Here is a 24,685-nt window from a genome sequence, read left to right as displayed (position 1 = left end):
AACCCGATCCTCTCGTCGACGTGGCCAGACTAACCCGCCGACGAAATCGCCACCTCCGCTACGGAAATCGCGGCCTGCCGGCGGCGTTCCGAACGGAGGTGGCGAGTGCGGCGATCGTCAGTTCATCGGCAGCGGCTGGGCGTTGCGCTCGGCCAGCATCGCCTTGATGATCCCGATCTCCTTGTCCTGCGTGCGTTCCATCGCCGACGCGAGGTCGCGGACGTAGGGCTGCGAGACGTTGTCGGGGTTCGCGGCGTACTCCATCATGTGGAGTCCGCCCTCGTGGTGGCGCAACATCAGCTGCAGGAAGGTCGTGTCGACCTCCGGGCCGCGCATCGCGCGGAACCGCTCCATCTCGGCCGAGGTCGCCATGCCCGGCATGGCCGGCTGCTCGACGTCGGCCGCCGGAGCGGCCCCGTGATCCCCGTGTCCCATGTCGCCGTGGTCCGTGTCCCCATGGTCCATGTCACCGTGATCGTCACCGGAGGCCTCCGTCGACGGTCCGTGGCCCATCCAGCCCATCGTCTCGCCGGGGTTGGTGACGGGCCGGCCCCAGCGGCTCAGCCACGACTGCATCTGGCCGATCTCGTTGCTCTGCGCGGTCAGGATGTCGAAAGCCATGCTGCGCACCTGCGGATCGGTGCCGTGCTCGAGTTCGATCGCGGCCATCTCGATGCCCTGCTCGTGGTGACGCGTCATGTCCTGTGCGAAACCGACCGCCGCCGAGTTCGCCGCGGGGAAGTCCTTCCCGGAGGAGTTGTCGGTCAGGCTCGCCTGGATCAGCAGGCCCAGTCCGACGCCGACGAGGAGCACCGCCACCGCGGCGAGTGCGAGCAGAGCCGGGCGTCGACGCGACGGGGTGGTCTCGGTGCTCTCGGGTGTCGTCGTGCCCTCGGGTGTCTCGCTCATGGTCGTTCCTCGCTTGTTCAGCCCGCGGGCATCGGGTTGTTGCCGCCGCCGTCCATGGGCACGGCGTCGGGGCCGGGTTCGCCCTCATCGGCCGGCGGGGGATTCGACGGATCGAAGCCCGGGATGGCGGTACAGGTGGCCTGGGTCTCCGGGTAGGCCGCGGTCTGCGGGTTCTCCGGGTAGACGCCGGGCATCATGTTGCGGCGCAGCGAGGTGATGAACTGGTCGATCCGCGGGTCGTTCGCCGAGTCGAGCTTGAGCTGGTGACCCCAGCTCTGCAGCGAGATGGGCTTGTCCAGGCCGGGGTACGGCGACAGGAACAGGTACTGCTCACCGCGCACAAGTCGCTTCAGGTAGTCGAGATCCTCGGGCGAGACGGTGTCCGGGTTGTAGGTGATCCAGACCGCGCCGTGCTCGAGGGCGTGGACGGCGTTCTCCGAACGCAGCGGGTTCGGGTAGACGACGCCGGTACAGGTCGCCCAGATCTCGTCATGCGGACCGCCGAACGGCGGCGACTGGTCGTAGGCGACGCGCTGCGAGGCGTTCACGTGCTTGCCGGCCTCGTAGTAGATCTTGGTGACGCCGTCGATGCCCTGTGACGGGTCCGGGGTCTGCGGCGACGGGACGAACCCCTCGGCCGACTGGACCGCCACGTCGTCCTTCTCGTTGGCGCGCTTCTCGTTGAGCTTCGGGAGCAGGTAGATCGCGAGTCCGGCCACGAGGCCGATGACCACGACGACGGCGCCGATCAGCATCCAGTCGACCTGCCGGCCGGTCGCAGTGGGTACGGACCCGGACTTCTTACGAGCCTTGGGGACGTTGGCCCCTGGTTTGCGCGCCATTGACTTCTTTCCTCGTACGACGGGGGGTCGCCGTGCGCGCGGGCGGTCGTACCCCCCGACGCGCGCTCGGCGCACCCGAGTCTACTGGTGGGCTGCCCCCGCTCTGGGAGGGTGCGATTATCGATGAGCAGCCCTCGGCCAATAGGATGGTGTCCCGTGACTCCCGCCGACCTGGCCGCGCTGCTGCGCGCCGTGACCCTGACCGTGGTCCGCGACCGCGGACTGGACGAGAACCTGGTGCCCGACTCCATCGTCGTCGAGCGCCCCCGTCACGCTGACCACGGCGATTACTCCACCAACGTCGCCCTGCAGCTCGGCAAGCGACTCGGGGTGGCGCCGCGTGAGCTGGCCGGCTGGCTCGCCGAGGCCTTCGCCGGCGCCGAGGGCATCGCGAAATCGGAGATCGCCGGTCCCGGCTTCGTCAACATCTGGCTCGGTGCGGCCGCCCAGAACACCGTCGTGAAGACCGTGCTGGAGCAGGGTGAGAGCTACGGCCGCGGCAAGGAGCTGGCCGGCTCGATCATCAACCTCGAGTTCGTGTCGGCCAATCCGACCGGACCCATCCACCTCGGCGGCACCCGCTGGGCTGCCGTCGGTGACGCGCTCGGTCGTGTTCTGGCCGCTCGCGGCGCGGACGTGACGCGCGAGTACTACTTCAACGACCACGGCGCCCAGATCGACCGCTTCGCGCGGTCGCTGGAGGCCGCGGCGCTGGGCAACCCGACCCCGGAGGACGGTTACGCCGGCGACTACATCGGCGACATCGCCGCCCAGGTCGTCGCGAAGGTGCCCGACGTGTTGTCGCAGCCCGAGGCCGACCGGGTCGAGACCTTCCGCGCCGTCGGCGTGGACCTGATGTTCGACCACATCAAGAAGAGCCTGCACGATTTCGGCACCGACTTCGACGTCTACACCCACGAGGACAAGATGTTCGCGACGGGCCTCGTCGACGAGTGCATCGAGCAGCTCAAGGGCAACGGCAACCTCTACGAGAACGACGGTGCGTGGTGGCTGAAGTCCACCGACTTCGGTGACGACAAGGACCGTGTCGTCATCAAGAGCGACGGCAACGCCGCCTACATCGCCGGCGACATCGCCTACTACCGCGACAAGCGCAACCGCGGCTTCAACCTGTGCATCTACATGCTCGGCGCCGACCACCACGGTTACATCAGCCGCCTCAAGGCCGCCGCGGCTGCGCTGGGCGACGATCCGGCCACCGTCGAGGTCCTCATCGGCCAGATGGTGAACCTGGTCAAGGACGGCAAGCCGGTGCGCATGTCGAAGCGTGCGGGCACGGTCATCACCCTCGACGATCTCGTCGACGCCGTGGGCGTCGACGGCGCGCGGTATTCGCTGATCCGTTCGTCGGTGGACGTGAACATCGACATCGACCTGGACCTGCTGACCAAGCAGTCCAACGACAACCCGGTGTACTACGTGCAGTACGCGCACGCCCGGATGTCGGCGTTGGCGCGCAACGCCGCCGACCTGGGCGTGGTGTCCTCGCTCGATCACCTCGACCTGCTCGATGACCCGGCCGAGGGTGAATTGATCCGCACCATCGGGGATTTCGACGAGGTCGTGGCCACCGCGGCCACCCTGCGCGAGCCGCACCGTGTCTGCCGCTACCTCGAGGTTCTGGCCGGCACCTACCACCGCTTCTACGCCAAGTGCCGCGTCCTTCCCCAGGGCGACGAAGAGGTGGCCGACATCCACCGCGCCCGGCTCGCCCTGTGCGAGGCCACCCGCCAGGTCCTGGCGAACGGCCTCGGACTGGTCGGTGTCAGCGCTCCGGAGCAGATGTGAGCGCGCACCCGGCCGGCCCGCGGCACGCCGAACTCCTGGCCGCCCCGCACCTCGCGCAGCGCCCGAACGATCCGGCCGTCCTCGCCGCCCTGCCGCCCCAGGTGTGGCCGCGCAACGCCGCCCGCGACGAGTCGGGTGAGCTGCGGATCGCCGGCGTGCCGGTGAGCGAGCTGGCCGCCGAGTTCGGCACCCCGGCGTTCATCGTCGACGAGGCCGACTTCCGGTCCCGGTGCCGCGACATGATGGCGGCCTTCGGCCCCTACGGCCGGGTGCACTACGCATCGAAGGCCTTCCTGTGCACCGAGGTCGCGCGCTGGGTGAACGACGAGGGCCTCTCCCTCGACGTGTGCAGCGGCGGCGAACTCGCCATCGCGCTCCGTGCCGGTTTCCCCGCGGAGCGAATCGCGTTGCACGGCAACAACAAGAGCCCCGAGGAGCTGGCTGCGGCGGTCGACGCCGGTATCGGGCACGTGGTTCTCGACTCGATGATCGAGATCGACCGGCTCGACGCGATCTCGGGCGAGCGGGGAGTCGTCACCGACGTGCTCGTCCGCGTCACGGTCGGTGTGGAGGCCCACACCCACGAGTTCATCTCCACAGCCCACGAGGACCAGAAATTCGGCTTCGCCCTCGCCGGCGGTGTCGCGATGGACGCGATCCGTCGGGTCTTCGCGACCGACAACCTCCGCCTCGTCGGTCTGCACAGCCACATCGGCTCGCAGATCTTCGACATGGACGGCTTCGAGCTCGCCGCCCACCGTGTCCTCGGCCTGCTCCACGATGTCGTCGACGAGTTCGGCGTGGAGAAGACCTCGCAGATGTCGATCGTGGATCTTGGTGGCGGACTGGGTATCTCGTACCTCGAAGAGGAGCGCCCGCTGCCGGTGGGCAAGGTCGCCGAAACTCTCGCCGACATCGTCCGCCGCGAATCCGAAGCCGTCGGTCTGCCGATGCCGATCATCGCCGTCGAGCCCGGTCGCGCGATCGCCGGTCCCGGCACGGTCACGCTCTATCGTGTGGGCACCGTCAAGGACGTGGCGCTCGGCGGCGGTGCCACCCGCCGCTACATCTCCGTCGACGGCGGGATGAGCGACAACATCCGCACGGTCCTGTACCAGGCCGAATACGACGTCCGGCTGGTCTCGCGGGTGTCCGACGCACGTGCGGTCGTCTGCCGCGTCGTCGGGAAGCACTGCGAGAGCGGCGACATCGTCATCAAGGACTGTTGGCTGCCCGAGGATCTGGGTCCCGGCGACCTGATCGCGGTCGCCGCCACCGGCGCCTACTGCTACTCGATGTCGAGCCGGTACAACATGACCATGCGGCCGCCGGTCGTGGCCGTGGCCGACGGGGCAGCACGCGTGATGCTGCGGCGCGAGACCATCGACGACTTCCTCAGCCTGGAGGTGGGCTCGTGACCGGATCTGTTCAGAACGCAAGCGACACAAGCGAGGTGAATGCCGTGCGACCCATCGGGGTGGCGGTACTCGGGATGGGCAACGTCGGTGCCGAGGTGGTGCGCATCATCACCGACAACGCCGACGACCTGCGAGCGCGCGTGGGCGCACCGGTGGAGATCCGGGGCGTCGCGGTGCGAGATCTCAGCCGGCCGCGCAAGATCGGCCAGGAACTGCTGACCGACGATCCCGCGTCGCTGATCGCACGCGACGACGTCGACATCGTCGTCGAACTCATGGGCGGCATCGACCCGGCCCGTGCGCTGATCCGCACCGCGCTCGAGAGCGGCAAGTCGGTCGTCACGGCCAACAAGGCGCTGCTGGCCGAGTACACCGGTGAACTCGCGAGCGCGGCCGCCGAGGCGAAGGTCGACCTCTACTTCGAGGCCGCGGTCGCCGGTGCGATCCCGGTCATCCGCCCGCTGATGCAGTCGCTCGCCGGCGACACCGTCGAGCGCGTCGCCGGAATCGTCAACGGCACCACAAACTTCATCCTGTCGGAGATGGACGAGACCGGCGCCGACTACGCCGACACCCTCGCCGAGGCGGGCCGTCTCGGATACGCCGAAGCCGATCCGACCGCCGACGTCGAGGGTTACGACGCGGCGGCCAAGGCCGCGATCCTCGCGTCGATCGCCTTCCATTCGCGGGTCACCGCCGCCGACGTCCACCGCGAGGGCATCTCCTCGGTGACCGCGGCCGACCTGGTCGCCGCGAAGAAGTTCGACTGCACGATCAAGCTGCTCTCGATCTGCGAGCGGGTGCGCGATGTCGACGGCTCCCAGCGGGTCTCGGCGCGCGTGTACCCGGCGCTGATCCCGCTGACCCACCCGCTCGCCACCGTCAACGGGGCGTTCAACGCGGTGGTCGTCGAGGCGGAGAACGCCGGCCGGTTGATGTTCTACGGCCAGGGTGCCGGTGGTTCGCCCACCGCGTCGGCCGTGCTCGGCGACATGGTGATGGCTGCGCGCAACCGTGTCCACGGCGGGCGGGGTCCGCTGGAGTCCACCTATGCGTCGCTGCCGATCGCCCCGATCGACGACGTGTTCACCCGCTACTACATCTCGATGCGCGTGGCCGACCGCCCGGGCGTCCTCGCCCAGGTCGCCGGTGAGTTCACCAAGCGTTCGGTGAGCATCGCCGCGGTACGCCAGGAAGGTGCGGGAGACGACGCGCGCCTGATCGTGGTCACCCATCGGGCCCCGGACCGCGCGCAGTCGGATTGCGTTGCGGCGCTAGAAGACATGGACGCCGTCATCAAGGTGTCGAGTGTGTTGCGATTGGAAGGTACCGATGACTGAGACGACTCCTGCGCCTGTGCACCGCGCGTGGCCCGGCCTGATCGAGGCATACCGTTCGCGGCTGCCCGTCGCCGACGACTGGAAGGTCGTCACCCTGCTCGAGGGCGGCACCCCCCTGATCAGCGCCCCGCATCTGTCGTCGCTGACCGGTTGCGAGGTCTACCTCAAGGTCGAGGGTCTCAACCCGACCGGCTCGTTCAAGGACCGTGGCATGACCATGGCCGTGAGCAACGCGGTCAACAACGGCAAGACCGCCGTGCTGTGTGCCTCGACGGGCAACACCTCCGCCTCGGCGGCCGCCTACGCCACCCGCGCCGGGATCACCTGTGCGGTGCTCATCCCGCAGGGCAAGATCGCGATGGGCAAGCTCGCCCAGGCGGTCATGCACGGCGCCAAGATCATCCAGGTCCAGGGCAACTTCGACGACTGCCTCGAGCTCGCCCGCAAGGCGACTGCCGAGTTCGGTGAGATCGAGCTCGTGAACTCGGTCAACCCGGCCCGCATCGAGGGCCAGAAGACGGCCGCCTTCGAGATCGTCGACGTCCTCGGCCGCGCGCCCGACGTGCACGCGCTGCCCGTCGGCAACGCCGGCAACATCACGGCCTACTGGAAGGGGTACACCGAGTACCACGCCGACGGTGTGTCGTCCTCGGTGCCGCGGATGCTCGGCGTGCAGGCCGCCGGAGCGGCCCCGCTGGTCAACGGCGCCCCGGTCAAGGAGCCGGAGACCATCGCGACCGCGATCCGCATCGGCTCGCCCGCGAGCTGGAACCAGGCCGTCGCCGCCAAGGAGGAGTCGAACGGTCAGTTCCGTGCGGCCACCGACGAGAAGCTGCTCGAGGCCTACCGCCTGATCGCGGGCAAGGAAGGCGTCTTCGTGGAGCCGGCATCCGCCGCGAGCGTGGCCGGACTCCTCGCCGCACGTGCCGACGGTTGGATCGAGGCCGGCTCGACGGTGGTCTGCACCGTGACCGGCAACGGTCTCAAGGACCCCGACACCGCGCTGGCAGGCATTCCCGAGGTCGAGGCGATCCCGGTCGATCCGGTGGCGGTGGCGAATGCCCTCGGTGTCGGCTGAGTCCGCCGGGGTCGAGGAGATGACGCAGAACGGCGAGATGACCGAACCCGGGGTGGCGACACGTCAGCTGCCCGTGGGTGTCTCGGCGCGCGTCCGGGTGCCGGCGTCGAGCGCGAACCTCGGACCGGGATTCGACTGTCTGGGCATCGCTTTGGGCATCTACGACGAGGTGATCGTCGAAACCGTCGACGGCGGCATCGTGCTGGACATCGAGGGGGAGGGGTCGGCCGACGTTCCGCGCGACGAGTCCCACCTCGTCGTGCGCGCCCTCAACCGCGGTCTCACCCACGCCGGCGTGTCCGCGCCCGGCCTGAAGTTGCGCTGCGTCAACCAGATACCGCATTCGCGGGGCCTCGGTTCATCGGCGGCGGCCGCGGTCTCCGGCCTCGCCGCGGCCTCCGGTTTGATCTCGGCCGCGGGGTTCGGCGCCGGGTTGTCCACCGACGAACTGGTCCAGTTGTCCAGTGAGTTCGAGGGACACCCCGACAACGCCGCCGCGAGCGTCCTCGGTTCGGTCGTCGTGACCTGGACGGAGACCACCGACGACGTGAACTCGTATCACGCCCACCGGCTGTCGGTTCACCCCGACGTGTGCGCGACCGTCTTCGTCCCCGACACCGAGTCGTCGACGTCGTTCACCCGCGGTCTCCTGCCGGACGAGGTGCCGCGCGCCGATGCGGTCTTCAACCTGAGCCGGGCTGCGCTCGCTGTCGTGGCGCTGACCTCCGACCCGCGTAATCTCATGGCCGCCTCGGCGGACCGGTTGCACCAGCCCTATCGTGCTTCGGCGATGGTGCCGACCAGCGAACTCGTCGCCGAACTGCGCGCGCGCGGACATGCCGCGACGGTCTCCGGCGCCGGGCCCACGGTGCTCGTGCTGGGTACCGGGCCGATCCCGGCCGACATCCGGCTGCTCGCGCAAGGACTCGGTTTCACCACGCATTCGGTGGCCATTGCCGGCGGCGTGGACATCAGCGCGGGCTGAGTTCGACGCTCCTCGCGGTGGAGGCGTTTCGTCACGGGGCGCCCGGGGAATACCCGACGTGCAACGCACGTTGGGAACGAGGTGTTCAGCGGTGTCCAGCCGAGGATCACAATTTCCGATCGATGTCTCCATTTGGCACTTTCGGCGTGTTGCCCCTATCATGCGAACGGGGTTAACATATTCTGGTCTAGCCGCGCGGGCTTGTCCCGCCGTGCTTCTCATCCATCACCGATCGGGGCCACCGATCGTATCCGGCCGGGGTCGTGGGTCTCTGTCGACGGTGCCGAAGCACGGGTGGCTCCCGAGCACGCTCGCAGCGGGACCGAACATCTCTCTGACCGTTCACCCCCTACCGTCCAACGCGGACGGACTCCCTCGCGTACACAGCAGGGAAACGTAGACCTCTCGCAGCTTCCGTCTGCGGGAGGAACGAAAGGACTTCCGTGACAGATACGGACCTGATCACCGCACCTGCCGAGCAGGAATCCGCGGGTTCGGCCGGCCCTGACTCGGGGCAACCGGCCAAGACACGCGCTCGTGCAGCACGTACCGGCCTGTCCGGCATGGTGCTCAGCGAGCTGCGGACCGTTGCCGGTGAACTCGGCATCAAGGGCACCTCCGGGATGCGCAAGGGCGATCTGATCGCCGCCATCAAGGAGCGCCAGGGCGGCGGAGCCGCCAAGACCGCAGACGCCAAGGCCGAGGCCAAGAGCCCTGAAGCCAAGAACACCGAAGCCAAGAACACCGAAGCCAAGAAAACCGAGGTAAAGGCCACCGAGGGTGCCTCGGCCGAGGCCAAGGCCGACACCAAGACCTCCGAGACTCGGCGCCGGAGCGCCAAGGCCTCGTCCGAGGACGGGCAGCTGTCGATCGTCGAGTCCGCCGAAGACGGTGATTCCGGTCAGGCCTCCCGCTCGGGCAAGAAGAACGTGAACCCGGAGGCCGGCGAGCAGAACGCCGACCAGTCCTCCAAGGGTGGCGAGTCGAAGGACGACGCCAAGGCGGATTCGCCGAAGGGCGGCGACTCCGAAGCCGGTGAGCAGCGCAATCGCCGCAACCGGAACCAGAACCGCGACAACCAGAACCGCGACGGTGGCCAGAGCCGCGAGGGCGGCCAGAACCGGGACAACCAGAACCGCGACGGTGGCCAGAACCGCGAGGGCGGCCAGAACCGCGACAACCAGAATCGCGACAACCAGAATCGCGACGGTGGCCAGAACCGCGGCGGCGGCCAGAACCGGGACAACCGTGACGACCGGGACGACGACGGCGAAGGCGGCGGTCGTCGCCGGGGACGCCGTTTCCGCGAGCGTCGTCGTGGGCGCGATCGTGACGGCGGCAGCCAGAACGAGCCGCAGGTTTCCGAAGACGACGTGTTGCAGCCCGTCGCCGGCATCCTCGACGTGCTCGACAACTACGCCTTCGTCCGTACCTCCGGCTACCTCGCCGGTTCCAACGACGTCTACGTGTCGATGAACATGGTGCGCAAGAACGGCCTTCGACGCGGCGACGCGATCACCGGCGCGGTCAAGGTGCCGCGCGAGGGTGACCAGCAGAACCAGCGCCAGAAGTTCAACCCGCTGGTGCGCCTCGACACCGTCAACGGCGGTGACGTGGAGGCGGCGAAGAAGCGCCCCGAGTTCAACAAGCTCACTCCGCTGTACCCGAACCAGCGACTGCGCCTGGAAACCACACCGGAACGCCTGTCCACCCGCGTGATCGACCTGATCATGCCCATCGGCAAGGGGCAGCGTGCACTGATCGTCTCGCCGCCGAAGGCCGGTAAGACGACGATCCTGCAGGACATCGCCAACGCGATCACCGTCAACAACCCGGAATGTCACCTCATGGTGGTGCTTGTCGACGAGCGTCCGGAAGAGGTCACCGACATGCAGCGCTCGGTCAAGGGTGAGGTCATCGCCTCGACCTTCGACCGGCCGCCGTCAGACCACACCTCGGTCGCCGAGCTCGCCATCGAACGTGCCAAGCGTCTCGTCGAGAGCGGCAAAGACGTTGTGGTGCTTCTGGACTCGATCACCCGTCTGGGTCGTGCGTACAACAACGCATCGCCGGCGTCGGGCCGAATCCTCTCCGGTGGTGTCGATTCGACCGCGCTGTACCCGCCGAAGCGATTCCTCGGTGCGGCTCGAAACATCGAGAACGGCGGATCGCTGACCATCATCGCCACCGCGATGGTCGAGACCGGTTCGACCGGTGACACGGTCATCTTCGAGGAGTTCAAGGGCACCGGCAACGCCGAGCTCAAGCTCGATCGCAAGATCTCCGAGCGTCGCGTGTTCCCCGCGGTCGACGTCAACCCGTCGGGCACCCGCAAGGACGAGCTCCTGCTCTCGCCCGATGAGTTCGCGATTGTCCACAAGCTGCGTCGTCTCCTGTCCGGTCTCGACTCGCAGCAGGCGATCGACCTGCTCATCAGCCAGCTGAAGAAGACCAAGACGAACATCGAGTTCCTGATGTCGGTCCAGAAGACCGCTCCGGGAGCCGGTGGCAACGACGACTGACAGTCGACGAACCACCCGACGGCCCTGTCCCGCATCACGCGGGCCAGGGCCGTCGGTCTTTGTGTCTCTGCTGCCTGAGTACCGAGCGTGCGAGCGTATCCGCTCCCTGAGTAGCGAGCGTGCGAGCGTATCCGCTCCCTGAGTAGCGGGCTTGCGAGCGTATCCGCTCCCTGAGTAGCGAGCTTGCGAGCGTATCGAAGGGTCACCAGGCCTTCGTGGCTTGTCGACTTCGATACGCTCCTTCGTCGCTACTCAGCCCGTCGGCTTGCGCTCCTCGCGCCTCAGGCAGCCAAAGGGTCAGGAAGCCAGATCGCCGGTCAGGTGATCCCACGCCTCGACGGTGGCGCGGGACACGGCGCCGACGTGCGTGACGACGAGACAGCAGCGCCCGCGCCGGTCGTAGAACTCGAGGGCGGCAGTGGGGCCCCAGGCTCCTTCTGACCAGGTGACCCAGCACTGTTCGACGTGGGTGAAGTTGATCATCACCCGAGACGCGCCGGACGCGAGGACCATCTGCCCGCGGTGCTCGCGGGCGCCGTCGAGCCGGTCCTGGCGCATCTGCATGCATCCGGGCGCTGCGGCGGCGAGGGTGACCGTCATCCCCAGCAGCGCGGCGTGCTCGAGTGCGGCGATGATCCGACGCGGATCGACGCGGGTGCCGCGCGAACCACGGCCCTCGGCCAGCGACTGGAGCCGAGAGGTGCCGCCGTCGAGCAGGACCGAGTCGAAGAGCCCGACCTGGTCGCCGTCGTGGCGGTCGGGGAGTGCGGCCGGGATGTACTCGGGTCCGGAAAACGTCGGGACGGGCGTGGGTTCCGAGTGGTGAACCGCCGCCATCGAGGTGGACAGGCTCAGCGACTCGAAGGCGAGGCGGTCGGAGTTCTCGGTCAGGTAGGTCGCGTGCGCGGTGTCGCCGCTCGCGTCGAACAGGCGCAGCGTGGGCGGGACCTGGGCGGCGGGATCGGTCTGCAGTGTCGACGACAACCGAGAGGGGTTGAGGCGCAACGAGATCCGTTCAGGACCGACAGCGAGGGGGCCACCCAGCGGGGTGGGGATTCCGTGAACGCCGACCGCATTCATGATCACCGGTCCGGCGACCGTGACACCGACGACCTCGGCGAGCGAGGGGAGTCGCGCGGCGATCGCGCCGATGTCCGAACTGACCGCGGACTCGCCGAAACCCGGTGTCGCGAGGAGGGTCTCGAGGTCGCTCGGCCGGATCGGGTCGTCGGTGGGGTCGGGCACGGCGCGCAGATCTCGCCGGAGTCGGCTCAGTAGACGTCGCGGGCGTAGCGGCCCGCGGCGCGGAGTGCGTCGACGTAGTCGCGCGCGGCGTCGGAGTCGAGACCGCCGTGCTGGGCGACGATCTCATGGAGAGCCGCGTCGACGTCGCCGGCCATCGTGGCGGCATCACCGCACACGTAGACGTGGGCGCCCTTCTCGAGCCAGGCGAACAGGTCCGCGCCGTTCTCGCGCATGCGGTCCTGGACGTAGACCTTGTGGTCCTGGTCCCGCGAGAACGCGAGGTCCAGCCGATCCAGCAGGCCGTCGGTGACGAAGCCGTCGATCTCGTCGGCGTAGAGGTAGTCGGTGTCGCGATGCTGGTCGCCGAAGAACAGCCAGTTCGATCCGGTCGACCCGGTGGCCGCGCGGTGATGGAGGAAAGCGCGGAACGGGGCGATCCCGGTTCCCGGACCGATCATGACGGCCGGGACGTCGCCCTCCGGAAGACGGAACGTCTTGTTGGGGGTGATGAAGACGTTCACGGTGTCACCGGGCGCGCACCGGTCGGCGAGGTGCGTCGAGCAGACACCGCCGCGTTCGCGGTCGCCGGCGACGTAGCGCACGGTCGCCATCGTGATGTGCACGGTCCCCGAGTGAACGGCGGGGCTCGAGGAGATCGAGTACTCGCGGTGGGCGAGCGGGCTGAGTTCCTCGAGGAGTTCCTCGGGTGCGAAGACCATGGTCGGATCGATGTTCAGCAGGTCGAGGACGTCACGCCCGTGGAGCCAGGTGTCGAGCGCCTGGGCGTCGCCGGCCTCGATCAGGCGGGTCAACTCGGCATGGTCGGTGCGCTCGGCCACCGCCCTGGCCAGGTACTTCGATGGGCAGCCGATCTCGTAGCGCGTGGTCAGGGCCTCGCGGAGGCTGTAAGTGGCCTTCCGGTCGGCGATGATCTCGTCGCCGACCGCTCCCAGGCGCTCGAGAAGGAGATCCACCAGGGCGGGATCGTTGACCGGCGTGACGGCGATGCCGTCGCCCGGTTCGTAGGTGATGCCGCTGTCGCCGAGGGAGATCTCGACGTGGCGCACCTCCTTGGCCGATCCCGGACCGGACAGGATGGTGTTGGTCACGATCGTCGCCGGGTAGGGGTTCCGCCGGTTCCACGGCGACCGGGCCGACTTGCGCCGTGCCGGGGCGGACTGCTGCGTCGACGACTCATCCGGGGTGGTGCTCAGTGGAGTGCTGGTACCGGCCGAAGCGGCGTCGTACATCGAGAATCCTTCGTGGTCGGAGAGGTGATGCCAAGAGATTGGCCGTCGGCCACGGTACTACTCTTAGGGCACCCTCCACGACCCTCCGGAGGTGTGATATTCACCCGGGAATCAAATCGCGATCCGTGCCGTTGACCAACCTGCGACCGCTGCGTCCGCGATTTCCGTCGCGAAGGGCACACATGGCATACTGAGCGGTCGAGTCCGGTTCCGGTTCACACCGTCGAGAGGCGACGGTGACCCGGCGGCCACAGAAAGGGACGCACCAGACATGAAGCAGGGAATCCACCCCGAGTACGCGGCGACCACCGTCGTCTGCGGCTGCGGCAACACGTTCGAGACCCGCAGCACCGCTGCCAACGGTCGTATCAATGTCGAAGTCTGCTCGCAGTGCCACCCGTTCTACACGGGCAAGCAGAAGATCCTCGACACCGGCGGCCGTGTCGCCCGGTTCGAGAAGCGCTACGGCAAGCGCACCAAGTAGACCACGCTGCGACGCCCGCCCGACGCCCAGTCGGGACGGGCGTCGTTTGTGTTTGACCAGGTCTTTTCTCTCCCCAGGTTCTCGCCGACCATGTTCTTCTGCGGTGAGTTCCGTCTTCCAAGTGAGGTTTGCAGTGAGTACGCAGAGTCCGTCGGCCATCGATGACATCCTGGCCGAGCACTCCGGCCTCGAGCGTCAGCTCGCCGATCCCTCGCTGCACGACGATCCCGCTGCCGCGCGCCGGGTGGGAAAACGGTTTGCCGAGCTCGCCCCGGTGATGTCGACCTACAACAAGCTCAAGGCGGCACGCGAGGATCTGGAGGCGGCACGTGAGCTCGCGGCGGACGATTCATCGTTCGCCGCCGAGATCCCTGCCCTCGAGGCGACCGTCGAGGAACTCGACGCGACGCTCACCGACCTGCTCGCCCCGCGTGATCCCCACGACAGCGACGACGTGGTGCTCGAGATCAAGTCCGGTGCCGGCGGCGAGGAGTCCGCGCTGTTCGCCTCCGACCTCGCACGCATGTACCTCAAGTACTGCGAGCGGCACGGCTGGAAGGTGCAGACCCTCGGCGTCACCGAATCCGACCTCGGCGGCTACAAAGAGGCGACCTTCTCGATCAAGTCCAAGGAGGCCGTCCGCGACGGGGTGTGGTCGCGACTCAAGTTCGAGGGTGGCGTGCACCGTGTCCAGCGTGTGCCGGTGACCGAGTCCCAGGGACGTATCCACACCTCGGCGGCCGGTGTGCTCATCTACCCCGAGCCCGAAGAGGTGGCCGAGGTCGCGATCGACGAATCCGACCTGCGCATCGACGTCTACCGGTCGTCGGGCAAGGGCGGTCAGGGTGTCAACACTACGGACTCGGCAGTCCGTATCACGCACCTGCCCACCGGCATCGTCGTGACCTGCCAGAACGAGCGGTCGCAGCTGCAGAACAAGGCCCGCGCCATGCAGGTGCTCGCCGCCCGCCTCCAGTCGGCGGCGGAGGAGGAGGCCGAGGCCGCGGCCGCGGAGGGTCGTGCTGCGCAGATCCGCACCGTCGACCGCTCCGAGCGCATCCGCACCTACAACTTCCCCGAGAACCGCATCACCGATCACCGCATCGGCTACAAGGCCAACAACCTCGACGCCGTTCTCGCCGGGGACATGGACAACCTCCTCGACGCGCTCGTCGCCGCCGAGCGCCAGGCCCGCATGGAAGCCGAATAACCCGATGTCGGACGCGCCGGTCCGGGTGGCCGACGAAATCCGCAGAGCCACCGCACAACTGGCAGCAGCCGGAATCGACTCGGCACGACGCGATGCCGAATGGCTGATGTCGCACGTCCTCTCGTGTGACCCCGGCCGCCTGATCGTCATCGACACCATCGACGACGCACACGTCCGTGAGTTCTGGACGGCGATCGACCAGCGGGCGCGTCGAACCCCGTTGCAGCACATCGTCGGAACCGCGGCGTTCGGTCCGCTCGAGCTGGCCGTCGGCCCGGGCGTGTTCATCCCGCGACCGGAGACCGAGTATCTGCTCGAATGGGCGGCGTCCGCCGCTGCGACCATGGCCGACCCGGTACGCATCGTCGATCTCTGCAGCGGTAGCGGCGCCCTGGCCATCGGCCTGGCGACGCTGGTCCGTTCCGCGCGCGTCACGGCCGTCGAGATTGACGACGCCGCGTTGAAGTGGTTGCGGCGCAACGTTTCCGAGGCGCCGTCCGGAGTTCGGGAACGGCTCGACGTGGTGGCCGCGGACGTCACCGATGCCGATCAGATCGGCCGCGCGATCCCGGCGGGGAGCGTCTCGATCGTCGCGACCAACCCGCCCTACGTCCCGCTGCGGTCCGAGGTCGGTCCCGAGGTGGACCACGACCCGGCGCGCGCGGTCTTCGGCGGCGACGACGGGATGAGCGTCATCGTCCCGATGGTGCCGGTCATCGCGACCATGCTCGCCCCGGGCGGTCTCGTCGGGATCGAACACGACGACACGACCTCGGATGCCGTCGTCGACTGCCTGCGCGCCCACGGCGGGTTCGACGAGGTGACCGCCCGTACGGATCTGGCCGGGCGACCGCGCTTCGTCACCGCCCGCCGCGTCGGCTGAGGCGCGTCTGCCGGAATGCACCACCGGGGGCATGAAAGGATGGACCGGTGAGCATTGTTTTCGACTGCAACGATCCGCAGAGCCGTTCGGCGGGCATTCGCGCGGCCGTCGGGGCGGCGAAGGCGGGACGCCTGGTGGTGGTCCCCACCGACACGCTCTACGGAGTCGGTTGCGATGCCTTCGATTCCGACGCCGTCGGCTCGCTGCTCGCGGCCAAGCACCGCGGCCGGGACATGCCGGTGCCGGTCCTGGTCGGCTCATGGCATTCCATCGACGGACTCGTGCTGTCCGTCCCGCAGGCTGCCCGCGACCTGATCGAGGCGTTCTGGCCCGGCGGGCTGAGTCTCGTTGTCCGTCAGGCACCGTCGCTCGCCTGGGATCTCGGGGACACCGACGGCACGGTCATGCTGCGCATGCCGCTGCATCCGGTCGCGATCGAGCTGCTGCGCGAGGTCGGGCCGATGGCGGTGTCGAGCGCGAACGTGTCGGGCAGCCCGCCCGCCACCACGGTCGACGAGGCCCGGGAACAGCTCGGCGACAAGATCTCGGTGTACCTCGACGGCGGGCCCGCGCCGATCGCCCAGGCGTCGACGATCGTCGACGTGTCGGGCGCGCAGCCGCGCGTCCTGCGTGAGGGCGCCATCACGATCGAGGCCGTCGCCGAGGTCCTCGACGTCGACCCCGACTCACTGCGTGGTTGAGATGCCGTCGGGCATCGGTTCGACGGGTGACCCGCAGATCGACATGCTGATCGAGCGGGAATCATCCCGCCGGCGCACGTGGCTCCAGCTGCTCGCGAGCGAGACCGAACCGACTACGGGGGTGCGGGCCGCGATGGCCTCGACCTTCGACTCGAAGTACGCCGAGGGGCGCCCCGGGTCGCGCTATCACGGTGGTTGCGAGATCGTCGACGAACTCGAGGTACTCGCGATCAGCCGGGCGCGGGACCTCTTCGGTGCCGACCACGTCGACGTCCAGCCGCTGTCGGGGAGCGCGGCGAATCTCGCCGTCCACGCGGCGTTCGCCCAGCCGGGGGACCCGGTGCTCGCGCTGCGGCTCGAGCACGGCGGGCACCAGACCCACGGTTCGCGCGCCAACTTCTCCGGTCGCTGGTTCTCGCCGCTGCACTACGAGGTGCGCCGCGACACCGAGCTCGTCGACTACGACCAGGTCCGGGAACTCGCGCTGGTGCATCGGCCGCGGATGCTGGTGGCCGGGGCCACGACGTATTCGCGTTCTTTTGACTACCCGCTTCTGCGCGAGATCGCCGACGAGGCGGAGTGCATCCTCCTGGTCGACGCGGCGCACCTCGCCGGACACGTTGCCGCCGGGCTGCTCCCGTCGCCGGTGCCGCACGCCGACGTCGTCACCTTCTCCACCAACAAGGTCTTTCGCGGGCCCCGCGGCGGCGTCATCCTGGCGCGCGCCGAGCACGCCGACGCGTTGCGTAAAGCGGTCCATCCGTTCATCCAGGGCGGCCCGTCCATGCACGCGATCGCCGCGAAGGCCGTCGCCTTCCACGATGCCGGAACCAGGGAGTTCGCCACCTATGCGGGTGCGGCCGTGCGCAACGCCGGCGACCTCGCCGATGCGTTGACCGCGCGCGGGCTGCGGGTGGTCTCCGGGGGCACCGACACCCATCTCGCGGTTGTCGACGTCGAGGCGCTCGGCATCTCCGGAACCGAGGCGCAGGATCGTCTCAATCGATCGGGGATCGTGGTCGACAAGGCTGTTCTGCCCTTCGACGAGCGCCCCGTCGCCGAGGGATCGGGCATCCGGATCGGCACCCCGGCGGCCACCTCCCGGGGCCTGACCCCGGAGATGATCCCGGCGGTCGCCGACGCGATGCTGGCCGCGATGACGACCGACGATCTCTCGACGCACGACCGGATCCACCGAGAGATCAGAGGCTTCGCATGCGGGTAGCGTTGTCCGGGTGTCCGATACGTCCCCAGCGACCTCGACGGCTGCAGTGGTGAGCCGATGATCGACGCCGCCCCGGTGGTGCTCGCGGCCGCGACCGACGGGGGAGGGGCCGGTGTCCCGCTGCGCGAGTTGCTGCTCGTCGGCCTGACCGCCGCCGCGATGACGTATCTGCTGACCTCGGCGGTGCGGGTGTTCGCGATCAAGGCCGGCGCGGTCGCCGTGCCGCGCGTGCGCGACGTCCATGTGATCCCGACCCCGCGACTCGGTGGTCTCGGCATGTTCGGCGGGGTGGTGGCCGGTATCGCCCTCGCCGCCAACCTGCCCGCTCTCAACCGACTGTTCGCCTACACCACCGACATGACCGCGGTGATCACGGCGGGCACGGTGATCGTCCTGGTCGGCGTCGTCGACGACCGGTGGGGCCTCGACGCGCTGACGAAGTTCGTCGGCCAGCTCACCGCCGCCGGGGTGCTCGTGCTCCTGGGTATCTCCTGGATCCAGGTGCCGGTGCCGTTCGCCGACATCGGAACCATCGTGCTCGATCCGCTCCAGGCGGGCCTCCTCACCGTGGCCGTCACGGTGGCGACGATCAACGCGATCAACTTCGTCGACGGTCTCGACGGTCTCGCCGCCGGGCTGGGACTCATCGCCGCGGCGGCGATCTGCATGTTCTCCCTCGGCCTGCTCCGTGATCAGGGTGGCGACGTCAGCTACTACCCGCCGGCCCTCATCGCCGTCGCACTCGCGGGGGCCTGCCTCGGCTTCCTGCCGCACAACTTCTCGCCTGCCCGGATCTTCATGGGTGACTCCGGGGCGATGCTGATCGGGCTCATGCTGGCGGCCGCCTCGACGAGTGCGTCCGGCCGTATCGCGGTCAACGCCTACGGCCCAGCCGACATCTTCACCCTGCTGTCACCGCTGATCCTCGTCGCGGCCGTGGTCTTCATCCCGATGCTCGACATGCTGCTCGCGGTGATCCGCCGGACCCGCGCCGGAGTCGGTTTCTACACACCCGACAAGATGCACCTGCACCACCGGCTGCTCGAACTCGGGCACTCCCAGCGCCGCGTCGCGCTTATCATCTACCTCTGGGTCGGTGTCCTGGCCTTCTCCGCCGCGGCGAGCACCCTGTTCCCGCTGTCGGTGGTCGCGCCGATGTTCGGCGGGGGACTGGTGGTGGCACTGCTCGTCACCATGGCGCCGCGACTACAGCGCCGGTTCGCCGAGCTCAGGACCTCGACGAAAGCCTTTCGATGAGGTGCTCGGGGTCGACCGGCGATGTCCGGTTCCGACCGAGCGCACCCTTGGTAAGGGCACGATAAATCTGGTGTACTATCGGCCGTAGTAGTTGTGGCCCGGGCGCCGACGGATCTCGCCGGCGGTTCTCGCGAGCCTCGACTCATACCCCCCGGTAAGACCTTCGGGGTGGTGTTGGTAGGGTCACACCAAACGCGAGCTGTTGCATGGCGGCCACTGGCTGCTGCACGCACGCGGGTGCCCCGTGCCGTCGGTATGGATTCAACGAGCTGAGGAGAGGGACATGGAGACATCTGCCCCTGATTCAGCCCCCGTCTATCCGCAGGCGCCCACCGGTCTGCGTCGCCCGGCACTCATCGCCGGCGGCGTGACGCTCGTGGTCGCGGTGGTCTCGATCCTCGTCGGTCATCCCCTCTTCGCAGTGTTCTTCCTGCTCGGAGTCGCGGGAATCCTCGTCAACGCACTGCTCGTGAAGCGTGCCGTCGACACGGTCACCGCCGAGTTGAACCCCCGTAAAACCGCTCTTGCTCTCAACTCCGCCATGCGACTCGGTGCCATCACGGTGCTCGCTCTGCTGGCGGCGTTTCTGGTCCAACCCGACGGGTTGGGCGCGATGTTCGGACTCGCCATCGGCCAGGTGGTCTTGGTGCTGAACACGGTCATTCCGGTGATGAAAGGACTTCGTAGCCAACCATGACGACCGCCTTCTACCTAGCCGCAGAGGATGGCGAACCAGCCATTCAGGTGGGTCATTACACCAAGTTCGAGCTCTTCGGACTGACCTTCAATCTGGAAACCATCATCGCGACTGCGCTCGCGGCGTTGATCATGCTCGCGCTGGCCTTCTACCTGAAGTCCAAGGTCACCTCGACCGGCGTCCCCTCGGGTGTGCAGCTCTTCTGGGAAGCAGTCACCATCCAGATGCGCGGACAGGTCGAGAGCGCGATCGGCATGAAGGTCGCTCCGTACGTCCTCCCGCTCGCGGTCTCGCTGTTCACCTTCATCCTGATCTCCAACTGGCTGTCGGTCCTGCCGGTCCAGGTGGGTCACCACGAGATCCTCAAGCCGCCGGCCGCGGACGTGAACTTCGCCTACGCGCTCGCCCTCTTCGTCTTCGTCTGGTACCAGATCGCCGGCTTCCGGGCCCGCGGCCTGCTGGGTCACCCGGCCCGCATCGTGAAGGGCCACGTCGCCTTCCTCGCACCGATCAACGTGATCGAGGAGTTCACCAAGCCGATCTCGCTCTCGCTGCGACTCTTCGGCAACGTGTTCGCCGGCAGCATGATGGTCGCCCTGATCGCCCTCTTCCCGCCGTACATCATGTGGGCGCCCAACGCGATCTGGAAGTCCTTCGAGCTGTTCGTCGGCCTGATCCAGGCGTTCATCTTCGCGCTGCTGACGATCCTCTACTTCTCGCAGTCGATGGAGACCGAGGATCACTGACCGCCCGTCCAGGGCACCTCGCGGCGGGAACGCCGCGACCACAACCGCACATGACCGACCTGCGTCGGCGCCTGTCGTCGCAGCCACAGACCTGGCACACCAGTTGTCAGCAACCGAAAGGGAAATATCACAATGGATCCTTACATTGGCCTCGGCGCACTCATCGGTGGCGGCCTGATCATGGCCGGTGGCGCCGTTGGTGCCGGTATCGGTAACGGCCTGGCCGGTAGCCAGCTCATCGCCGGTATCGCTCGCCAGCCGGAGGCTCAGGGTCGTCTGTTCACCCCGTTCTTCATCACCGTTGGTCTGGTTGAGGCCGCTTACTTCATCAACCTGGCCTTCATGGCGCTCTTCGTGTTCGCCACCCCGATCAGCGCCGGCTGATCACCGCTCTCCCTTTTGTCGCCGAGTAGAAACGACACCTCACCACAATGACGCTTGCTGCAGAGAACTTCCTGCTTCCGAATGGAACGTTCTTCGTTGTCCTGCTCATCTTCGTGATTTTGCTGCTGGTCATCCGCAAGTTCGTGGTTCCGCCGATTCAGCAGGTCCTCGAGGAGCGGGACGAGATGATCCACCGCACCGCGGAGGACAATCGGACTGCCGCCGCCGAATTCGAGGATGCGGACGTGCAGTTCCGTTCGCTCCTCAAGGAAGCGCGCGGTGAGGCCACCGCCAAGCGCGACGAAGCTCGCGCACAGGGCCGTGAACAGCTGAACGAGATGAAGCAGCGAGCGACCGCCGAGGCCGACGCTGCCCTGCAGTCGACCAGCTCCGAGCTGGCGGCTCAGGGTGAGCAGGCGGCATCGACGGCTGCAGCTGATGTGGACACACTCGCCAAGACCCTCGCGGCGCGTGTGCTCGGTGTCGACTCGGCCACTCTTTCCGACACCCGATCGACGAGCGGAGCGGTGAACTGATGGCTGCCAACACTGAGACCGAATCCGACCAGGGCCCCATCGGCACCTGGCTCCACGACATCGGTGCTGCGTTCGACCCTGCGATCTTCATCGCTCAGCTCTTCGGCTTCGCGGTCATCATCTTCCTGCTGTGGAAGTACGTCCGCCCGCCGGTGCAGAAGATGATGCGTGATCGTCAGGAGACGGTGCGCACCCAACTCGCCGAGGCCGAAGCCGCCAAGAAGCGGGTCGCCGAAGGCCAGAAGGCCCGTGAGAAGGCCGTCGCCGAGGCCAAGGCCGAGGCGGAACAGATGAAGAAGGACGCCGCGGCCGACGCCGAGGCGATCACCTCCGACATCCGCGCCCAGGCCGATCACGAGGTCAAGCGCATCTCCGAGCACGGCCGCAACCAGGTCGCACTGGTGCGGGCGAACCTGGTCCGTCAGCTCCGTACCGACCTCGGCCTCGCCGCGGTCGACAAGGCCGGCGAACTCGTGCGCAACCACCTCGCCGACGACTCGGCCCAGGCCGCCAGCGTCGACCGGGTCATCGACGAGCTCGAGGAGATGTCGTCCGGATCGTCGTCGGCCATTCCGTCGAGCGCCAAGCTCGTCGGTCTGCACGCCATGCGTGCCGCCAGCCGCGACGCCGCTCTCGCCGTGTCGGACAAGTTCGACTCGGCTGCGGGCGACCTCGACGGTGCAGCTCTCGCCGCGGCGTCGGGTGACCTGACCTCGGCCATCAACTTCCTCGGCGAGAACCCGGTGCTGCGCAAGCGCCTGGTCGAGGACGACGAGAACGCCGCCGGCAAGAACTCGCTGGTGCACACCCTGTTCGACGGCAAGGTGGCCCCGGTGGTCGTGGAGGTCCTTGCGACCGCCTCGACTCAGCGCTGGTCGTCGTCGGGTGACTTCATCACCGCCCTGCGTCGTCAGAACTCGCTGATCGTGCTGACCGCCGCCGAGCGTGACGGGGTCATCGAGCAGGTCGAGGACGAACTGTTCCGCGTCAGCCGGATCCTGGAGGCCAACCCGCAGCTCGCGTCGCTGCTCTCCGATCACAGCAAGGATGCCGACAAGCGCGTCGACCTCCTGCAGAAGCTGACGGGGGACAAGGTCAGTGGCCACACCTGGACGCTGCTGTCCTCGACCGTTCGCCTGCTGAACGGTCAGGCCGCCGATGTCGCCGTCGATCAGCTCGCCGAGCTGGCCGCCGCCCGACGCGGCGAATCGGTCGCCCACGTCGTGTCGGCCTCCGAGCTGGCCGACGCACAGGTCGAGCGCCTCGCGACCGTCCTCGGCGGGATCTACGGCCGCACCATCTCGGTGCAGACCGAGGTCCAGCCCGAACTGCTGGGCGGCCTGCGGATCAGCGTCGGCGACGAGGTCATCGACGCCGATGTCGCCACGCGCCTCGCGAAGGCAGCCGAGACCCTGCCGCGCTGACGCAGCTCGACCCCTGACCACCTGAACACCCAAAGCCCGAGCCCTAAAGCCTCAGAGCTAATCAAGGAAAGACGAGAACCCATGGCGGAGTTGACGATCTCACCAGACGAGATTAAGGGAGCGATCGAGCAGTACGTCTCGTCGTTCGAAGCCGAAGCGTCGCGTGACGAGGTCGGCATCATCACCGATACGTCGGACGGTATCGCTCACGTCAGCGGACTGCCCAGCGCAATGGCCAACGAGCTCCTCGAGTTCCCCGGCGGCGTCCTCGGCGTCGCGCTGAACCTCGACGAGGACGAGATCGGCGCCGTCATCCTGGGTGACTACGAGTCCCTGGAAGAAGGCCAGCAGGTCAGCCGTACCGGCAACGTGCTCTCCGTGCCCGTCGGCGACGCCTTCCTCGGCCGCGTGGTCGATCCCCTCGGCGCCCCGATCGACGGCCAGGGCGACATCGAGGCCGAAGAGCAGCGCGTCCTGGAGCTGCAGGCCGCTTCGGTGCTCGAGCGCCAGCCCGTCGAGGAGTCCCTCGCCACCGGCATCAAGGCCATCGACGCCATGACCGCCATCGGTCGCGGACAGCGTCAGCTCGTCATCGGCGACCGCAAGACCGGCAAGACCGCCGTCTGCATCGACGCCATCCTGAACCAGAAGGCGAACTGGGAGACCGGCGACCCCACCAAGCAGGTCCGCTGCATCTACGTCGCGATCGGTCAGAAGGGTTCGACCATCGCCGGCGTCAAGTCCGCTCTCGAAGAGGCCGGCGCGATGGAGTACACCACCATCGTCGCCGCCCCGGCTTCGGACTCGGCCGGCTTCAAGTGGCTCGCCCCCTACACCGGCTCGGCCATCGGCCAGCACTGGATGTACCAGGGCAAGCACGTCCTCATCGTGTTCGACGACCTGACCAAGCAGGCCGAGGCCTACCGCGCCATCTCGCTGCTTCTGCGTCGCCCGCCGGGCCGCGAGGCATACCCGGGTGACGTCTTCTACTTGCACTCGCGCCTCCTGGAGCGTTGTGCAAAGCTCTCCGACGAGCTCGGCGGCGGCTCGATGACCGGTCTGCCGATCATCGAGACCAAGGCCAACGACGTCTCGGCGTTCATCCCGACCAACGTCATCTCGATCACCGACGGCCAGGTCTTCCTGGAGTCGGACCTCTTCAACAAGGGTGTCCGCCCGGCCATCAACGTCGGCACCTCGGTGTCGCGCGTCGGTGGTGCCGCACAGACCAAGGGCCTCAAGAAGGTCTCCGGATCGCTGCGTCTGGAGCTGGCCCAGTTCCGCGAGCTGGAAGCCTTCTCGGCCTTCGCCTCCGACCTCGACGATGCGTCGAAGGCGCAGCTCGAGCGCGGCGCCCGCTGGGTCGAGATGCTCAAGCAGGACCAGTACAGCCCCTTCTCGGTCGAGGATCAGATCGTCTCGATCTACCTCTGCGGTGAGGGCCACTACGACTCGGTCCCGGTCGACGACGTGCGCAACTTCGAGACCCAGCTGCTGAGCCACCTGCACCACAACGCGAAGGGCGTCTACGACTCGATCGCCGGCGGCAAGGCGCTCGCCGACGACCAGGCCGAGGCCCTCGTCGCCGAGACCAACAAGTTCAAGAACGGCTACCTCACCCACGACGGCCGTCGCGTGGTCAACGAGGCCGAGGCGCAGGCAATGGATGCCGAGAACGTCGAGAACGAAGAGATCAAGATCCGCAAGTGATCTCAGACGTCAACGGACATTGCGATAAGG

General features: G+C 67.9%; 22 protein-coding genes. 18 read left to right on the top strand and 4 right to left on the bottom strand.

Annotation, left to right across the window (positions count from 1 at the left end):
• Positions 1-117: 117 nt before the first annotated feature.
• Together GONAM_RS05685 and GONAM_RS05680 are read right to left on the bottom strand one after the other, a co-directional pair.
• A complete protein-coding gene (locus tag GONAM_RS05685; protein WP_006865820.1) occupies positions 118-909 on the bottom strand; it encodes a DUF305 domain-containing protein in 792 nt (263 codons plus the stop codon).
• A gap of 17 nt (positions 910-926) precedes the next feature.
• Positions 927-1,751: a thioredoxin-like domain-containing protein gene (locus GONAM_RS05680; protein WP_006865819.1), complete on the bottom strand. Its 825-nt coding sequence runs from the start codon at positions 1,749-1,751 to the stop codon at positions 927-929.
• A 156-nt stretch (positions 1,752-1,907) separates the two neighbouring features.
• Between GONAM_RS05680 and argS the strand changes: the two genes are divergently transcribed.
• The 6 genes from argS (at position 1,908) to rho (ending at position 10,903) form a co-directional block, all read left to right on the top strand.
• The gene (gene argS, locus GONAM_RS05675; RefSeq protein WP_006865818.1) at positions 1,908-3,560 is read left to right on the top strand and encodes an arginine--tRNA ligase; all 1,653 of its coding nucleotides are present in this window, start codon (positions 1,908-1,910) and stop codon (positions 3,558-3,560) included.
• The gene (gene lysA, locus GONAM_RS05670) at positions 3,557-4,978 is read left to right on the top strand and encodes a diaminopimelate decarboxylase (protein ID WP_006865817.1); all 1,422 of its coding nucleotides are present in this window, start codon (positions 3,557-3,559) and stop codon (positions 4,976-4,978) included. Before argS ends, lysA begins: the two co-directional genes overlap by 4 nt.
• Complete coding sequence (locus tag GONAM_RS05665; RefSeq protein WP_006865816.1) at positions 4,975-6,318, top strand: homoserine dehydrogenase; 1,344 nt, start codon at positions 4,975-4,977, stop codon at positions 6,316-6,318. The genes lysA and GONAM_RS05665 overlap by 4 nt, the downstream gene beginning before the upstream one ends.
• Positions 6,311-7,396 carry a threonine synthase gene (gene thrC, locus GONAM_RS05660; RefSeq protein ID WP_006865815.1) on the top strand — a complete coding sequence of 362 codons (1,086 nt, stop codon included), beginning with the start codon at positions 6,311-6,313 and terminating at the stop codon, positions 7,394-7,396. The genes GONAM_RS05665 and thrC overlap by 8 nt, the downstream gene beginning before the upstream one ends.
• Positions 7,377-8,381 (top strand): homoserine kinase, encoded by a 1,005-nt coding sequence (gene thrB / locus GONAM_RS05655; protein WP_006865814.1) that lies wholly within the window; start codon positions 7,377-7,379, stop codon positions 8,379-8,381. The genes thrC and thrB overlap by 20 nt, the downstream gene beginning before the upstream one ends.
• A 443-nt stretch (positions 8,382-8,824) precedes the next feature.
• Complete coding sequence (gene rho / locus GONAM_RS05650) at positions 8,825-10,903, top strand: transcription termination factor Rho (protein ID WP_006865813.1); 2,079 nt, start codon at positions 8,825-8,827, stop codon at positions 10,901-10,903.
• Positions 10,904-11,200: 297 nt separating this feature from the next.
• Here rho and GONAM_RS05645 read toward each other — a convergent pair whose 3' ends face one another.
• Positions 11,201-12,148 (bottom strand): ChuX/HutX family heme-like substrate-binding protein, encoded by a 948-nt coding sequence (locus tag GONAM_RS05645; protein WP_006865812.1) that lies wholly within the window; start codon positions 12,146-12,148, stop codon positions 11,201-11,203.
• A gap of 26 nt (positions 12,149-12,174) precedes the next feature.
• Positions 12,175-13,398, bottom strand: a complete 1,224-nt coding sequence (locus GONAM_RS05640; protein ID WP_006865811.1) for a sulfite reductase subunit alpha — start codon at positions 13,396-13,398, stop codon at positions 12,175-12,177.
• 271 nt (positions 13,399-13,669) lie between these two features.
• Here GONAM_RS05640 and rpmE point away from each other — a divergent pair, with 271 nt between their 5' ends.
• The 12 genes from rpmE (at position 13,670) to atpA (ending at position 24,655) form a co-directional block, all read left to right on the top strand.
• A complete protein-coding gene (rpmE, locus tag GONAM_RS05635) occupies positions 13,670-13,882 on the top strand; it encodes a 50S ribosomal protein L31 (RefSeq protein ID WP_006865810.1) in 213 nt (70 codons plus the stop codon).
• A 133-nt stretch (positions 13,883-14,015) separates the two neighbouring features.
• Entirely contained in the window at positions 14,016-15,092 is a 1,077-nt protein-coding gene (prfA, locus tag GONAM_RS05630; RefSeq protein ID WP_006865809.1) for a peptide chain release factor 1, read from the top strand.
• Positions 15,093-15,096: 4 nt separating this feature from the next.
• Entirely contained in the window at positions 15,097-15,975 is an 879-nt protein-coding gene (gene prmC / locus GONAM_RS05625) for a peptide chain release factor N(5)-glutamine methyltransferase (protein WP_006865808.1), read from the top strand.
• Between the two features lie 47 nt (positions 15,976-16,022).
• Complete coding sequence (locus GONAM_RS05620) at positions 16,023-16,676, top strand: L-threonylcarbamoyladenylate synthase (RefSeq protein ID WP_006865807.1); 654 nt, start codon at positions 16,023-16,025, stop codon at positions 16,674-16,676.
• 1 nt (position 16,677) lies between these two features.
• On the top strand, positions 16,678-17,901 hold the full coding sequence (gene glyA, locus GONAM_RS05615) for a serine hydroxymethyltransferase (protein WP_083876383.1): 1,224 nt from the start codon (positions 16,678-16,680) through the stop codon (positions 17,899-17,901).
• Positions 17,902-17,958: 57 nt separating this feature from the next.
• Positions 17,959-19,158 (top strand): glycosyltransferase family 4 protein, encoded by a 1,200-nt coding sequence (locus GONAM_RS05610; protein WP_006865805.1) that lies wholly within the window; start codon positions 17,959-17,961, stop codon positions 19,156-19,158.
• A gap of 283 nt (positions 19,159-19,441) precedes the next feature.
• A complete protein-coding gene (locus GONAM_RS05605; protein WP_006360521.1) occupies positions 19,442-19,855 on the top strand; it encodes a hypothetical protein in 414 nt (137 codons plus the stop codon).
• On the top strand, positions 19,852-20,601 hold the full coding sequence (gene atpB, locus GONAM_RS05600; protein ID WP_006865804.1) for a F0F1 ATP synthase subunit A: 750 nt from the start codon (positions 19,852-19,854) through the stop codon (positions 20,599-20,601). Before GONAM_RS05605 ends, atpB begins: the two co-directional genes overlap by 4 nt.
• Positions 20,602-20,733: 132 nt before the next feature.
• Positions 20,734-20,985: a F0F1 ATP synthase subunit C gene (locus GONAM_RS05595; protein ID WP_006360523.1), complete on the top strand. Its 252-nt coding sequence runs from the start codon at positions 20,734-20,736 to the stop codon at positions 20,983-20,985.
• 47 nt (positions 20,986-21,032) lie between these two features.
• Positions 21,033-21,521, top strand: coding sequence for a F0F1 ATP synthase subunit B (locus GONAM_RS05590; RefSeq protein WP_005196345.1), 489 nt, complete (start codon positions 21,033-21,035; stop codon positions 21,519-21,521).
• The gene (locus GONAM_RS05585; RefSeq protein WP_006865803.1) at positions 21,521-22,945 is read left to right on the top strand and encodes a F0F1 ATP synthase subunit B/delta; all 1,425 of its coding nucleotides are present in this window, start codon (positions 21,521-21,523) and stop codon (positions 22,943-22,945) included. Before GONAM_RS05590 ends, GONAM_RS05585 begins: the two co-directional genes overlap by 1 nt.
• An 81-nt stretch (positions 22,946-23,026) precedes the next feature.
• Complete coding sequence (gene atpA, locus GONAM_RS05580; protein WP_006865802.1) at positions 23,027-24,655, top strand: F0F1 ATP synthase subunit alpha; 1,629 nt, start codon at positions 23,027-23,029, stop codon at positions 24,653-24,655.
• The last annotated feature ends 30 nt before the right edge of the window (positions 24,656-24,685 follow it).

This window comes from Gordonia namibiensis NBRC 108229 (genome assembly GCF_000298235.1).
Taxonomy (GTDB): domain Bacteria; phylum Actinomycetota; class Actinomycetes; order Mycobacteriales; family Mycobacteriaceae; genus Gordonia; species Gordonia namibiensis.
The sequence above is the reverse complement of the archived record's forward strand: the minus strand, read 5'-3'. Positions and strand labels throughout refer to the sequence as shown.